This is a genomic window from Halalkalibacter wakoensis JCM 9140 (assembly GCF_000513095.1).
Lineage (GTDB): Bacteria > Bacillota > Bacilli > Bacillales > Bacillaceae_D > Halalkalibacter > Halalkalibacter wakoensis.
In genome coordinates this window covers 34639-48898 of record NZ_BAUT01000011.1, presented here as the reverse complement: position 1 = coordinate 48898, position 14260 = coordinate 34639, and the positions used below count along the sequence as shown (strand labels likewise).

19 protein-coding genes, 1 pseudogene and 1 other annotated feature are annotated in these 14260 nt (G+C 36.4%); of the genes and pseudogenes, 5 read left to right on the top strand and 15 right to left on the bottom strand.

Annotated features, from left to right (window positions below; translation table 11 throughout):
- Nucleotides 1-175: 175 nt before the first annotated feature.
- Together JCM9140_RS06870 and JCM9140_RS06865 are read left to right on the top strand one after the other, a co-directional pair.
- The gene (locus JCM9140_RS06870) at nucleotides 176-1054 is read left to right on the top strand and encodes a Cof-type HAD-IIB family hydrolase (protein ID WP_034744177.1); all 879 of its coding nucleotides are present in this window, start codon (nucleotides 176-178) and stop codon (nucleotides 1052-1054) included.
- Between the two features lie 229 nt (nucleotides 1055-1283).
- Nucleotides 1284-2723, top strand: a complete 1440-nt coding sequence (locus JCM9140_RS06865) for a glycoside hydrolase family 1 protein (RefSeq protein WP_034744174.1) — start codon at nucleotides 1284-1286, stop codon at nucleotides 2721-2723.
- Nucleotides 2724-2785: 62 nt separating this feature from the next.
- Here the strand turns inward: JCM9140_RS06865 and JCM9140_RS06860 are convergent, their stop codons facing one another.
- The 4 genes from JCM9140_RS06860 to JCM9140_RS06845 all read right to left on the bottom strand — a co-directional run bounded on the left by JCM9140_RS06860 (nucleotide 2786) and on the right by JCM9140_RS06845 (nucleotide 3990).
- A complete protein-coding gene (locus tag JCM9140_RS06860) occupies nucleotides 2786-2974 on the bottom strand; it encodes a hypothetical protein (RefSeq protein ID WP_034744170.1) in 189 nt (62 codons plus the stop codon).
- Between the two features lie 104 nt (nucleotides 2975-3078).
- Nucleotides 3079-3363 (bottom strand): hypothetical protein, encoded by a 285-nt coding sequence (locus JCM9140_RS06855; RefSeq protein ID WP_034744167.1) that lies wholly within the window; start codon nucleotides 3361-3363, stop codon nucleotides 3079-3081.
- 41 nt (nucleotides 3364-3404) lie between these two features.
- Nucleotides 3405-3668: a hypothetical protein gene (locus JCM9140_RS06850; protein ID WP_034744164.1), complete on the bottom strand. Its 264-nt coding sequence runs from the start codon at nucleotides 3666-3668 to the stop codon at nucleotides 3405-3407.
- Nucleotides 3669-3732: 64 nt separating this feature from the next.
- The gene (locus JCM9140_RS06845) at nucleotides 3733-3990 is read right to left on the bottom strand and encodes a hypothetical protein (RefSeq protein ID WP_034744161.1); all 258 of its coding nucleotides are present in this window, start codon (nucleotides 3988-3990) and stop codon (nucleotides 3733-3735) included.
- 218 nt (nucleotides 3991-4208) lie between these two features.
- Between JCM9140_RS06845 and JCM9140_RS06840 the strand changes: the two genes are divergently transcribed.
- Complete coding sequence (locus JCM9140_RS06840) at nucleotides 4209-4496, top strand: hypothetical protein (protein WP_034744158.1); 288 nt, start codon at nucleotides 4209-4211, stop codon at nucleotides 4494-4496.
- A 365-nt stretch (nucleotides 4497-4861) separates the two neighbouring features.
- Here JCM9140_RS06840 and JCM9140_RS06830 read toward each other — a convergent pair whose 3' ends face one another.
- The 10 genes and pseudogenes from JCM9140_RS06830 to JCM9140_RS23660 all read right to left on the bottom strand — a co-directional run bounded on the left by JCM9140_RS06830 (nucleotide 4862) and on the right by JCM9140_RS23660 (nucleotide 11835).
- Nucleotides 4862-6187, bottom strand: a complete 1326-nt coding sequence (locus JCM9140_RS06830; protein WP_034744153.1) for a DUF4179 domain-containing protein — start codon at nucleotides 6185-6187, stop codon at nucleotides 4862-4864.
- Nucleotides 6162-6701 carry a sigma-70 family RNA polymerase sigma factor gene (locus JCM9140_RS06825; RefSeq protein ID WP_052002116.1) on the bottom strand — a complete coding sequence of 180 codons (540 nt, stop codon included), beginning with the start codon at nucleotides 6699-6701 and terminating at the stop codon, nucleotides 6162-6164. The genes JCM9140_RS06830 and JCM9140_RS06825 overlap by 26 nt, the downstream gene beginning before the upstream one ends.
- Nucleotides 6702-6818: 117 nt before the next feature.
- A complete protein-coding gene (locus JCM9140_RS06820) occupies nucleotides 6819-7217 on the bottom strand; it encodes a DUF5412 domain-containing protein (protein WP_034744150.1) in 399 nt (132 codons plus the stop codon).
- Nucleotides 7218-7312: 95 nt separating this feature from the next.
- The gene (locus tag JCM9140_RS06815; protein WP_034744147.1) at nucleotides 7313-7720 is read right to left on the bottom strand and encodes an NUDIX domain-containing protein; all 408 of its coding nucleotides are present in this window, start codon (nucleotides 7718-7720) and stop codon (nucleotides 7313-7315) included.
- Nucleotides 7721-7749: 29 nt separating this feature from the next.
- Nucleotides 7750-8280: a hypothetical protein gene (locus JCM9140_RS06810; protein WP_156314823.1), complete on the bottom strand. Its 531-nt coding sequence runs from the start codon at nucleotides 8278-8280 to the stop codon at nucleotides 7750-7752.
- Between the two features lie 136 nt (nucleotides 8281-8416).
- Nucleotides 8417-9666: pseudogene (locus JCM9140_RS06805) on the bottom strand (MFS transporter).
- A 63-nt stretch (nucleotides 9667-9729) separates the two neighbouring features.
- Nucleotides 9730-9981, bottom strand: a binding site (T-box leader).
- Nucleotides 9982-10063: 82 nt separating this feature from the next.
- Nucleotides 10064-10609 carry a hypothetical protein gene (locus JCM9140_RS06800; RefSeq protein WP_034744144.1) on the bottom strand — a complete coding sequence of 182 codons (546 nt, stop codon included), beginning with the start codon at nucleotides 10607-10609 and terminating at the stop codon, nucleotides 10064-10066.
- Between the two features lie 59 nt (nucleotides 10610-10668).
- Entirely contained in the window at nucleotides 10669-10884 is a 216-nt protein-coding gene (locus tag JCM9140_RS06795; protein WP_034744141.1) for a helix-turn-helix domain-containing protein, read from the bottom strand.
- Between the two features lie 10 nt (nucleotides 10885-10894).
- Nucleotides 10895-11395, bottom strand: coding sequence for a DUF2975 domain-containing protein (locus tag JCM9140_RS06790; protein WP_034744138.1), 501 nt, complete (start codon nucleotides 11393-11395; stop codon nucleotides 10895-10897).
- 269 nt (nucleotides 11396-11664) lie between these two features.
- Entirely contained in the window at nucleotides 11665-11835 is a 171-nt protein-coding gene (locus JCM9140_RS23660; RefSeq protein ID WP_166485454.1) for a hypothetical protein, read from the bottom strand.
- A gap of 511 nt (nucleotides 11836-12346) precedes the next feature.
- Between JCM9140_RS23660 and JCM9140_RS06785 the strand changes: the two genes are divergently transcribed.
- On the top strand, nucleotides 12347-12526 hold the full coding sequence (locus tag JCM9140_RS06785; RefSeq protein WP_034744136.1) for a hypothetical protein: 180 nt from the start codon (nucleotides 12347-12349) through the stop codon (nucleotides 12524-12526).
- Between the two features lie 197 nt (nucleotides 12527-12723).
- Here the strand turns inward: JCM9140_RS06785 and JCM9140_RS06780 are convergent, their stop codons facing one another.
- On the bottom strand, nucleotides 12724-12984 hold the full coding sequence (locus JCM9140_RS06780; RefSeq protein WP_034744133.1) for a hypothetical protein: 261 nt from the start codon (nucleotides 12982-12984) through the stop codon (nucleotides 12724-12726).
- 320 nt (nucleotides 12985-13304) lie between these two features.
- On the opposite strand from JCM9140_RS06780, the gene JCM9140_RS06775 reads away from it, so the two are divergent.
- Nucleotides 13305-13799, top strand: a complete 495-nt coding sequence (locus JCM9140_RS06775; protein ID WP_034744129.1) for a L,D-transpeptidase family protein — start codon at nucleotides 13305-13307, stop codon at nucleotides 13797-13799.
- Nucleotides 13800-14260: the final 461 nt, after the last annotated feature.

Genomic DNA, 14260 nt, shown 5'->3' with positions numbered 1-14260 from the left:
GTTTTGCCTGCCGAACAGTAACAATCCGTCTAAGAAAAAATATTTAATTGAAATCGCTTACTCATTTTATATCATGGGATTAAATAGATTGTCAACAGATCTTCAAAAAAATTTCCTGTTTTTTAGATCTTGTTTATGAGTATGATAGAAACAGAGTGATGGAGAGGAGAAACCTATGAAATTAATTGCAACAGATATGGATGGAACATTATTAAACGAGAACAACGAAATTAGTCCTGAAAACATTCAGGCCATACTCAAAGCACAACAATTAGGTATCGAGGTTGTCATTGCAACAGGTCGATCTTATGAGGCAGCATCAAAACCTTTACAAAAAGCGGGATTATCATGTCCAATCATTTGTGTAAATGGCTCTCTCATCTATTTGCAAAATGGTGAGATCATTCGTAGTATTCCTTTAGAGAGAGAATCATGCAAAAAAATCGAACTCGCTTGTACGAGTGAACATAGTTACTTTGAAATATTCACGAGTGCTGGAGGTTACTCCATTAACCGTGATCATTTTATTCATGTATTGGTGAATATGATGAAATCGCACTATCCAAACGTCGGAACAGACGAGATTAAGGAGCGAATTCAGCAACGTTTTCAAGATGAAAAGATACAAACCATTGATGATTTTGATCAACTTTTCAATAATGACAACATTGACGTTTACAAGTTCCTTGCTTTCTCACTAGAAGATGAATCTCTACAAAGAATTCGTGAACAGTTAACAAATGAACATGACCTTACTATTACCTCATCTGGTCATCTAAATCTAGAATTCAATCATAGGGATGCTAATAAAGGAGTCGCCCTTGCCTTTTATACAGACAGATTAGGGATTGAACTTAAGGATGTAATGGCACTCGGTGATAATCTTAATGATTATTCTATGCTCGAAGTAGCTGGGTATAGTGTTGCAATGGAAAATGCTGATCCTGTTATCAAAAATCTATGTGATTTCACGACAAAAACTAATTCGAACGACGGGGTAGCCTTTGCGATTGAGAAAGCACTAAAAGGTGGCTTCCCTAAGAAAGTATCTTAACCTACAGAAATACAACGGTTACAAAATCCTTGACCACTAAAAAAAAATCATGTTATAGTTATCGCAACTTAACAAAACAACCCTTTTAGGATTGTAACTGTTCACACAGGCAAAACCTAAATCACGTATGCATGAGGAATTCGTATGTCCCTCTTACGTGGTTTAGGTTTTTTTATTTGCATTTTGTGACAAAGATTCACTATCAAATATTTTACTTGGAGGTTTTCACATGACAAATTATCAATTTCCAGAAGGATTTTTATGGGGTGGCGCTACAGCAGCCAACCAATTAGAAGGTGCCTATCTTGAAGGCGGCAAGGGAATGAACCTAGCTGATGTGATGCCTGGAGGAAAAGTCCGTTTAAATGTTATCTCAAAACCTGGTTTCGATTTTAAAATTGACCATGATAAACATACGTATCCGAACCACGATGGAATCGACTTCTACCACCGTTATGCAGAGGATATCGCCCTATTTGCTGAAATGGGCTTTAAAACATACCGGATGTCAATCGCTTGGTCTCGAATTTTCCCTAAAGGAGACGAATTGGAACCAAATGAGGACGGCCTAGCCTTTTACGACAGAGTGTTCGATGAATGTTTAAAACATAAGATTGAACCAGTTGTCACGATCTCACACTATGAAATGCCTTTGTATTTAATTACTGAGTACGGTGGCTGGAGAAATCGTGAAGTCATCACTTTCTTCGAGCGTTACGCAACAACATTATTCAATCGCTACAAAGAAAAAGTAAAGTACTGGTTAACATTTAATGAAATCAATGGAGCGACTCATCTTCCAATTATGAGCCTTGGCTTCTCCCCTGCAACAGAAGATGTTCGCTTACAAGAAAGCTTCCAAGGGTTACATCATCAATTTGTTGCAAGTAGTTTAGCTGTAAAAGCTTGCCATGAAATCATTCCTGGCTCACAAATTGGTTGTATGTTAATTTATATGCCTGTTTACTCGTACGATTGCAACCCACAAAATGTTCTACATGCAATGAAAGAAGAACAAGTATTCAACTTTATTTGTGGAGATGTTCATGTTCGTGGAGAATATCCAGCTTTCTCTAAACGTTTCTTTAAAGAAAATGGCATTTCTATCGAGATGGAAGAAGGAGATTTAGACACGCTTAAGAAATACCCTGTAGACTTTATTTCATTAAGCTACTATATGTCTCGTACTGAAAAGAAAGAGCTTACTGCAGAAGAGAAAGCATCAGGAAATCTGATCGCGGGTGTAAAAAACCCACATCTTGAAGCGAGTGATTGGGGCTGGGAAATTGACCCAACTGGTTTACGAATTGGCTTAAATCAACTGTATGACCGTTACCGTGTTCCGCTCTTCATTGTTGAAAACGGACTTGGCGCATACGACACAGTTGAAGAAGACGGTAGCATCAATGATGATTATCGCATCAATTACTTGCGCGAACATATTAAAGCAATCGGAGAATCAATTGAAGATGGCGTCGAAGTGATGGGCTACACTGCTTGGGGTTGTATTGACTTAGTAAGTATGTCAACCGGCGAAATGTCGAAACGTTACGGCCTAATTTATGTAGACAAACACGATGACGGCAGCGGTACCCTTGAACGCAGAAAGAAAAAGTCATTCTACTGGTACCAAAATGTAATTGAATCCAATGGAGCGAAATTAGATTAATAAAGGAAAAAGCAGAGATCACGAGTTTTCCTGATCTCTGCTTTTATGTCTGTAAATTCCACTTAATACTCAAACCAAAACCCCGCTACATTTAACCCTCTCAATTCTTCTACATCTCCTTTTTCGTCCTCCAGTTTGAGGAGCCCTTTTGAATAAAAAAGAAACCAATTAAAGCGTCTCTCCTGTACTTGAACGACTTCTGGTACAATCTCCAACATATCTTCAGGTGTTACATGTTCAACGATCTTCACACATTGCCAGCTAGATAAACATTGATACGATTCCTTTGAATTTACAAAATGATCAAATGAAGCTGGATTAGTCGGAACTCTAAAAATGGAAAACAATATAAGTATCACGACGACAAAAACGATTTTTCTTCTTTTTTACTACTGACCGTTTCATAGCAAATGACAAGCCCTAACACAGAATAAAGAGTGATCCAATACAGCCACTCAATTCCAAAAATATAGGCTCCAAAAAAAGAATTGATAGCACCAAAAAAAAGAAACTGGATGGAACTTTTAATAGAAGGAAAATGTATTTCTTTACGCACTTCCTCCCAGGCTTCTTTATTTTTTTTGATGTAAAGGTTGTATGCGCTTAGAAACAAAATAACCATCATAAAAACATAGTTCAATCATGATCCCCTCCAAGCTCATCCAATTGATGACACAACAATTATCTGATAAAGTTTGTAAACAGCCATTCGAATCCTTTATAGCCAATCCATAAAAAGTAAATTACATATGTAGCCACTCCAGCGACTCGTAACAAATGATGTTCAGCCTTCTCAATTTTTGAAGTTCCTATAAGAACTAATGCCAGAATCCAAAAAAGAGTAGAGCCTTCACTTTGAACATATAAGAGCGCCGATACAATCGACAATAAAAGGAAAAGGATACGTGAACGATCCGTATTCCTCTCGATTTCTAGTTCTTTCATAAAACTCTCCTTTAAATAACCATATATGTATTAAATGAACTTCTTTTGTTCCCGTCCAAGCAAACTAAAAAAAGATCAACGTTACGATCGTAAGCAGTACAATAGAAAAAATAATTCTAATTACAATTACTCTTTTACCAACACCCGCTTTTGACTCTAAATAATTGATGTAACTAATGGTTAACAAAAAGCCAATAAGCGTAGTCATGAATCCATCCATGTTATCCATCTCAAAAAATTGCAACGCCCCTATTAATATCATAACTGTGCCAATTGCACCTACAACCATTATGGAATAATTTCTTTTTCTGTTTTCTTCCAATTAGTTATCTCCTCTCAACAAAACCAGTGAGGTCATATTTCCTTTTAGATTTTAACATAATTATCCAAATAATGGAGTATATTATAAAAGTTCTCTATCATGTTACCTTTTGTGGGAAAGTGTTAACTAGTACAATCTAAAAAAATGAAACGTTCACTATCTCATATACGTTTCATACTAAGAACGTACAATCCATTTTAGCCGGAGGAGTTTTTGACGTGTTTAAACGAATTGTAATTACAGGATTTTTCACTTGTCTTATTATGGGAGCTATCAATGGCGCAATCGCTATGGAGCCTAATAAGCGAGATGTTGTTCCTATTGAAACAACCGCCAAGGAAGTACCAGTTGACGGTGTTAAAATTGACCAGGCAATGGTCGTAGAAGTGAATTCAGAAGGAAATAGGGTTCTTGTTCAACCATCTGTTCACAACCACCATGAATTGATCGCGTTAAATATAACGAAAGAGACAAAGATAACATCTAATGCACTGCCATTAACTTAACCGAACTACAAGAAGAACAAATGATCACCATACTCCATTCAAAAGCGATGACTCGGTCACTTCCACCGCAAACTGCAGCGTATGAAGTGGAAGTAATTGAGTAAGAGAGGACAAAAGTTTATTCCTAATTAGATGAGACCTAGAAGAAAGGGCTATGATTTCCTTTCTCTTTTTTCTGCTGTAAAAGGGAACCATTCCTTTGCTTGCGTTCCCTTTTTCTTTCTTCTCTTCTGAAAAAGGGCAGCATTCCTCCATTTGTGTTCCCTTTTTCTTTCCTCTCTTCCGAAAAAGAGCAGCATTCTTCCATTTGCGTTCCCTTTTTCTTTCTTCTCTTCTGAAAAAGGGCAGCATTCAAGATATCAACTCTAGTTAAGCTCTACCTCAGTGGCTAATTCCTCGAAAATCCTAAAGTTCTCTACCGTTAACACCGTACCTGTTTTGTGTTCTATTTGAGGATACACGATTTCTACGAATCCATTATCTAGTTTCTCAAAATAGAGTGGCCGATAATGTTGATCACTTTTAGAACGATAGGCTGTGATTAAATGAAATGGAAAATACGAATTTTCTTTATCCATTTGGATCGTGACAATTGTGTGAGGATCTGAATCCGTTATAGCTACAACATTCATTGGATATTCGGTTAAAGAAAGAGTTGACCCTTCCTTAAGTTCAGTATGAATAACCCACTCCTCATCGCTAGCATGTACATATGGAACGACTGTAAACTGATCCGCAAAATGTTCTCTACTAAATTGAACGTCACCTTTAAATGATGAATATTTATAAGAAATATCATGATAATTAGGCTCAGCTTGATAACCTAATAATCGAGGTGAATGTTGGACTCTGCCGTTCTCCTCTTTTCCAATCACATAGACTCCAATGCTCGGTTTTGAACCGAAAGACAGTTCTTTTGGTACTCTCAGTTTCGTATGGAGTAATACTTGTGAAGGAGTATACTGAACTGGTCCGACTTCAATTAATTGATCTTCAGCTAGCTCTTTTGTAACATAGAAATCTGTAACCGTTTCTTCAGTATCTTTTTCCACTACAATCGAAAGAACTTCTTCCCCAACCCCAATCTTATTCTGTCTAATCTCTGGAATGAAAACATCAATGGAGAGCTGGTCGGGAGCATCTTTTAAATTTTCTATGATTAAGACATCTTCATAGACTGGTTGGTTCTGAGTGAATCGAAACGGCTTTGGAAAAAAGAATTGTGGTTCATCATCAATCAGAACTCCCATTGAATCTAGCTCAATAACTTGATCGTTCCTTAGTAAATCCGTATTGACTTTAACTTTATAAGTTAAAGCAACTAATCCACTGTCATAGTAAGCCTCTTCAATTGCGAAAATAACATCCTCATTCTCTATGAACTTCTCAAGTTCTTGAAAACGTCCTTCTTCCGCCACTTTTTGCAACCTTTCGTCATCAATCATAAAAATAGGATCGTTGTTGCTACTCATTGATTGCCTTTCCCCTAATGGTAAAAAGACCGTTGCAAACAAAAGAGTAACTAAACCAATCATGAATAAAGAGGCTATCCCCATTAACACGCGCTGATTTTTCTGTATCTGCCTTTTTCTCGTACTAGCAAAAGCCTCATTTACAGCACGATCAAGTTTCTCTTTCGGAACTGAAATGTCATCTATCGATTTTTTAATACTTTGACCAAGCTTTTCCATACTGCTCTCCCCCTTCACCTAATTTTTTTTTCAATTCATTAAGTGTTCGATGAAGCTGTGATTTAATCGTTCCTTCTGGCTTTTTTAATAGTTCGGCTAATTCTTTTATGGAATATCCATAATAAAAGCGGAGTATGACCAAAGTCTTTTGCTCAGGCTTTAAGTGATTAAGCTCTTCAAGAAGATCAATTTGTTGTGTGAATGGAGGATCTTTTGTTACTTTATCGTCAAACCTATCTTGATCAAGATAAACAACATCTTTTTTTCGCTTAACTGCATCCAATGCAGTATTAATTAAAATCCTAGTCATCCATGTTGAGAAATAGTCGAGATTCTTTAATTTATCAAAATGGTTATAACCCTTGATAATGGCATCCTGCACTACATCTAATGCATCTTGCTCGTTTCGCACATAAGTATAGGCGATCTTGTACAGCTTTTCTTGCTCACCTTTGATTAATGTTTCAAATGATGGTTGTTTCGACCTACTAAATAATGATTTCAGTTTTTTCAAGCTCTTAGCCTCCTTTCACCTATTAGACTGTAAAGATTTCGAATGCGTTCCCTCTCCCAAAAAAAATTCACCTTTTTTCCCGAAAAAAAAGAGCTGCTACAGCAACTCCACCATTCATTACGGATTCCTAAAGTCATATTTATCATGAGGGACATCAAGGATATAGTTGTTAATGCTAACCGTATCGTTATCAATCCATTCAATCGTTGCCAAATCTTCACGGTAATTCCAATAGATTGTTTTCGTTTTGTCATTTTGGTTATGAATTACAAGTTCTCCTCTTATACTATCAGCTACGGTTGCATGGCCATGAGAGACAAAAGCTCGTACAGTATAAGCCCCATCTGGGGAACGCTCTTCTGTGAGAAACTCTCCTGTCGGCAATCGACTCATATCAAAAAAAGCCCAATAAATTCCGTATCCGATCCCTAATATAAACAACATGGCAAACGAAAGAAATACTGTACGTACTTTTTTCTTTGTACGTTTCATTTCATTGAAATACTCTTCGGTCATTGGTTTCCCTCTTTTGTAAATTTCATATAACTTCAAACTACGAATACAGCAAGTTCAACACGATTTAATACCCCATAGACTCCAAATTCTACTTTCTAGTCCTGCAATGTATATGGTGCACCTTCTTGACTCACAAGCGCTGAAATTCCCTTTGGATAATATGGCATTAGGCGGTCTGCTTCTGATAAATTTTTCCACTCTACTTTTACGATATTTTCTTCTTGTGGAATGGTCTTAGGTTGTTTTACCACTTCCGCATAAAACGTAATAAAATGAATATGACGGTTATTCATAAAAGCTTCGTTTAACATGGCAATATGACCAACCGTAATATCATAACCTGTTTCTTCCTTCGCCTCGCGAACAGCTGCCTCTCGTAAGGTTTCACCTTTTTCAACTCCGCCGCCCGGTAAAGACCATCTCTCATTTTTATTTAATACCATTAAAACCTTATTTTCTCTTTCGTCAAACAACAGTGCATATGCGACATCAACTCTCTCCATAATGACCACTCCACCATTTTCATATTTATCTATAATCCGACTTGCCTTTTAAACTCCTGTATTTGAGTTGCTTCGTTTCTTTTAAATTCGTCTATCAGTTCTTCTTGTCGTTCATTCCATGATTTACTTGGGTTCTCTTGTCTTTCATACTCCATGACTTGCTCTCTCATTAACATTTGCTTATATGAAGTAATGACGTATTCATTCCAATATTGATCTTCTGAGATGCCCAATTGCTTTATTATTGCTTTCGTATGAGCCGAAGCCTCTTCAGTTTCATTCGAATTCTCGACCAAGTACTGTCTCATTTCTTGAGCAACGTTGAGTGCTTCTTCTTCGGAAACATCCATTCCTAGTTCCATAGCTCGATTCACAATAGCGACTTCATTTAGTTGAATCCTATATGCTTCCTCGTTTGCCTCTTCCATTGAAAACCCTTGATCTTCTATTAACATCTCAACATAACTTTCATGCTTTTCAATAAAGAACTGATCATTCAGGGGATTTAACTCATCTTTTAAGCTTACTTCTTCCCTACCTCCGCAAGCAGAAACAAACAAAATAGCCATCATTACAGTCGAGAAAATAAGTGCGTTTCTGATCTCACATCTCTCCTAACGATAACAAGATCAATAGAATTAAGTGTACCACAGGAAAAGGGATTATTTACCACACATTCAAAAAAATCTCCCTAACCTAATTCACTTTCATTTCATCAACATGAGGTGATTGCTCGTATTTTCTTTTTAAAGGTAATAAAGCAACACAACTTAATAGAACAGCTATCAATAGCATCACAAAAGCACCTGCAATGACAACTGTTTGAATCGAAATCATCTGTGCTACAATCCCCATCATAATCGTTGTTAGTAATACAAAGAATGATTGAACGACCCCATACAAACTAATCATTCTTCCCATTACCTCAATCGGAATCGTGTTTTGGTAAAACGTATGAAAGCCCGTATTGGCAAATGCTAGAAAAAAGGCAAGAATAAAAAAGCCAACAGCTGCCAAAAGAAACGTTTCTGAGAAGGCATAAACGAGATAACCAATTGAGACAAAGACAGAGCCAATTCCCATTAAAATAGAGATAGCTATTTTTTTCACTACAAACGTGTTCAAAATCGCTCCTATTATAATCCCTGCACCCGCAACGCTAACTAAAAAACCATAGTCACTATCAGATAAATTCAAAACTTCCTTAGCAAATGCGGCTTCTAAAGAATCGACAGCTGCTGTCATGACGATAACGGAACTAAATAACAAATAAATAATCATGACGTACACATGATTACGCTAAATGCCATAACCGTGTTGAAATCGCTTCTAATTAGCCGCCACGACCATTCCTCTCTTCCGATAGAAGACGTTTGTTTTTCCAAATTAGGCATAAGAAGGGTTATTATCCCTGAGAGAAATAACGCACCTGCATTGATTAAAATAGCTAAAACTGGGTCCCCCATCATAAAAAGAACTCCTGCAATCGCTGGTCCAATTAGAAACGCACCTGAATCCATTAAGCTTCGAAGTGAGTTGAACCTCTTTCTTTGTTCAGCTGGTATTAATCTCGTTATATAGGACATCGATGTTGGATTAAACATGGAGGTAGCCATATTAATCAAAAAAACGATCATGTAAAGCAACCAGATTGAAGCATCCAGCACCCATGGTAAAGAAAAAATACATAGAGCTCGAAACAAATCTAGAACAACCATTAAGCTTCTTTTATTTAATCGATCAATTAAGCTCCCAGACCAAAAGTTTGTTACGATTGTAGCTAGTGGAATAAGAATATACAGCCCTGCTACAGCAAGAGGGGATCCTGTCTGCTCAAAGACAATCAAATTTAATGCTAGTAAATAAACCCAAGCTCCAACATTCGAAATGCCTATTCCAGCCAACAAAATAAATGGATATTTCCACGATTTTAATATCTTGTTTATGTTCATTTCGTTCACTCCTAAATCATGTTTCAACTAAAAAAACTCACCCCCAAGACTTAGTGTCTTGAGGACGAGTTTAAAATCGTGGTGCCACCCCAGTTCATTAATATGTTTCCATACTAACCTTATCAGGTACGACATGAATATGCTTATACCTTAGCTCTATAACGGGAGCGCCCGTTACACCACCCCCTACTGTAGGTTCCGATGTACTACTCAAAGACTTGGTTCAACAAAACGATTCTTGCTCCATTTCAGCTTGCGGAGCTCTCTGTATAGAAACATTTTATTTACTCTTCTCATCATCGCATTTTGTAAATAGTTTCCAACATTATACCACTCGTATTCATGTGATGCACGACAAATCAACTAGTCTTAATAGAATGTTCGAACAATCCTAATACATCGATAACCAGATGTTCGCGACAGATTGTTCATCCTTGGTCCATATAGTAAGCAAGTGTCTATTTTTTCGATCAACATAAACCACGGCTTTCCCCAACCCCATTTCTCTGTATGTGTAAAAGTGATCCCCATAAATGCGTTTAGCTTTTTCTAACGAGTCCCCTACTTGTAGTCCAGAAGACGTTTCAATTGGTAACGAACCAACTGACAATGAAACAATTTTATTTTCTTTGTTTGTACTTAGAAAAAAGTCATCATACATATAAGTATAGCCATCAGCCTTTTCCCTTTTTTCAAACGAACCAACCTTATGGAAAAATTCCGATGTTCGTGTGTCTTGTAACGCATAATCGCCAATTGATTCTTTCTGTAAGTTAGTCGAAGGGACGAAGTAATGGTTCGTGGCTACTACCCACCAACCAATCAAAAGAACTAAAGGGAATGAGGCAACGAATACAGCTGTACGTTTCGTATATTGATAAAGAAATAGACTAAAAATAGGCAGAGCCAGAAGTAGCACGATGAACAGTAGTATCATTTTAGTCCCTCTTCCCATAGCGTTCAACAGAAGTTGCTCTTCGTAAAAAAGTTCTTCGGTTAATCATTATCTTCGTTCCGATATTCAATCAGATCACCAGGCTGACAATCCAAAGCTTTGCAAATTGCTTCTAACGTTGAAAATCGAATGGCTTTTGCTTTTCCATTTTTTAAAATAGATAGATTAGCCATTGTAATTCCAACTCTTTCAGATAGCTCTGTTACACTCATTTTTCTTTTCGCTAACATAACATCAATATTGATGATAATTGCCATTTCTTTCACCTCAAACCGTTAAGTCATTTTCTGTTTTTAGAGCCATGGCACTTTTAAATAATCTCTGAAGAACCGCTGCAAAAACAGCAATAACAATTGAAGCAAACGTAATTACTGCTCCTAAAAGTAAAATTCCTGGGTTACCTGCATTAACCGTAATAAGAATGATGATGCCGAACACATATAAGAGAGTGATTGTACTTGCACATATGGTTATATATTTTAATGATTCTACAGATGATTCTGAGAAAGCTTCGTTTCTGTCAATGTTGCTCAACAGTTTTAACCCACTATATAAAGCAACGAAAAACGGAATAGTCGTAATGTATATGCCGATTAATAGAGGATACTTAACATAACCAAACTCTGGATACATTTCATGCAATACATTTCCTATCCAAGGCAACCAAAAAGCACATAATCCAACTACCGTAAAGCCAATTAAAAAAATCGCTACCTTTAACATGAGTGTTTTTCCTTGCTCAGCTATTTCCTTAAATTTTGGTTTCATCATAGCACCTCACTAATTAATCTTTCATGTAGATCTTAATATACATTTTATCGATTATCAATAAATATTTAATGATTAATAATATATCATGATTGTAATTTAACCTAAGATAAGGGGAACTGCTAAGAGAAAATAAAAAACCAAATTGTTACGAAGAAAACTTCAAACAAAAAGCGCTCCTAATCTAAATCAGGAACGCATTGTTTTACATAATTCGATTGTTAGTCTAGTCCTATTACTTTTCTATTTTCATTAGACTGACCCTATTTTTACTCATCCAATTTATTAGCTGATGTTTTTAATGATTGTGCAGTTTTATCAAGATAGATGTCGAAAAACGTACCATCGGTAAATTTAATCACGACAGCACTCTTTGTGATAGCCATGTCTTCAACGGTTTTCCCCTTCAGTTCATCAGGTAAGACTTTAATGGTTTCCATTTTTCATACATTCCTTTCACTAGTCTATTTGTGTACGTTAACTTTATTATACTACTTCATCTACTGGGTTAAATAAAAATGAGATGGAAGCCTATATTATGTAAGCTATCTTCCCGACCCTTTTTTCATTTAATTCATATGATTGAGAACGATATACCAAATAACTAGCTCAGATCGCTCTTTTCAGCCCATTTCCTTTCAACAATTAGAATATTGTATAACTCCAATAATATAATTAATTAAAGTAGGCTTAAACCATCATATCCTTAGTCCGATTGCACAACCATTGTATCAAGAGAGTGGCGCCTTCATTCTTATTCGTTTCATGACTGATCCTAGTAATCAAGATGGTAACATGCCGAGATGGAAGATTCACCTTTAAATATAATCACTATAACCTTAAAATAATTATTAAAAAGTAGTGTACCTAAAAATGAAATTATGTTAAAGTATAAAACAGAAAAACTAAATGCAAGAAAACGATAAAACAAAGACAACTGGAGGGTTTAAGATGAATAAATTAGCAGGACTTAACGCGTTAAGAGAAATCTCGAGAGAAGAGTTTCTTGAGTTAGCCAAAAATGGCGCTCGCGAATTATTTGATCTTGCACATTATAAAATATTTGACGGATCCATGGTAACGCGCAAAGCCACTTTGTTTACGATATGGGGTCGCACCGTTGCTATTTAATAAATAAGGATACATGCTACGATTTAGTAACTGCATTTTATTGTGGTGGAAGTAAAGAGGACATTCTTGAAAATTTAAACAAGGTTGCTTCATCCGTTCAATAAACCTTTAAAAAGGGAACTTCTCATTTAGTAGAGTTCCCTTTTGTGTTTAAAAAAGTCTAAACTCGCATTATTATATCTACATAAAAACTGACCCTATGAATGCTCTACACTTGAAAACACTAAACGATCGTTAATAAAAACCAAGCAATGTAACCTAAAAACATACGTCCCAATCGATACTTTAATAGGTTCTACTTCCTGATTTTGATTATAAATCCTCCCGTAAAGCCGAGATTCCGATCTCACACCCATTCGTTCATCCTGTAATTCTCCATTCACATATAACCGTTCCGAATTCCATCTGTTCTCCACTCGAATCGTTTGCATATGATGTGTGATTTCCCAATATTTCATCTATCATCTCTCCCTACTCTTATAAATATTAATTTAAGCTTCTAGATTTTGACGATTTTACTTAAGAAGAATACACTCTTTAGGAAAGGTCATCACATCGACAACATTCCCTTCCATTTTATTCTATTAATATGTACGTCTCACAAAGCGAAAAGTTCCCACTAAAAGAATGTCCCTTTATTATTGAGTGAATGCTTTGTTGAAAATAAGCGGCACACCCTAACTGTTACAACCAACCCAGATGATCAGATTCATAGGTCAAAATGTTTGATGCCATAACATAGAATAAGATAAGTCCCAACATTGCGGAGGTGTGAAAGATGATTCATATCGTTAAACCCGGTGAAACACTCACTCAAATATCCATTGATTATCGAACATCACTACAGGACATCATTCATGTTAACCCATCTATAAACCCCAACGTAATTCTTCCTGGTCAATCTATTGTGATCCCAGGGCTTCCGTCCCCTGATACCATTCCATATAGGATTGATGTGTCTGTTGACAACCGCTCGTTAACGTTACGAAAGGATAACGCTATACAAAAACAATATCCAATTGCGGTTGGAAGAATTCTACATGAAACACCGATCGGCAACTTCATTATTATTAATAAAGCTCCGAATCCTGGTGGACCATTTGGGACAATGTGGATGAGCTTGTCGAAACAACACTATGGAATTCATGGAACAAATGATCCTAGTTCCATCGGCCAGGCTGTCTCTAGAGGTTGTATTCGTATGTACAATCAAGATGTCGAGGAATTAGCTAGCATTGTCCCCATCGGAACACCTGTCACCATACAACCGTAATTTGTTTGCAGATTGCTATTATATGAACTAGGTTAGTCAAAACGAATTTTATTTTTGAATTCTATTACCACCCATTTATTACTCCTTCCAACGTTCCTTTTGACTTCTCACGTGCTCATAGTCAGTACAGTACGATCGTTTTAATCTTCTTTTTATTTCATGAATCCTATATTGTACCGTGTTATCTATTTTTCATCTAAACAATGCTCGGTCAATGATAGTTCACCGCTCATGCGGAAGGTGTCTATTATTTTTAAGATTTTTAAGAAATCATATAGCAAAAACGTTTGGAGAGCGTTCACATCCAAGCGTTTTATTTTGCTGTTTACCTGTTAATTGGAATAAAAAGGTCATTGAATCGAATACTACCTTTTAGATTGATCTTGGAGGTGGAACGCGCAACAATCGTACATGAGAGCGCATTTATCTTATTTTTGGCACATTTTAAAAAGTGAATAACA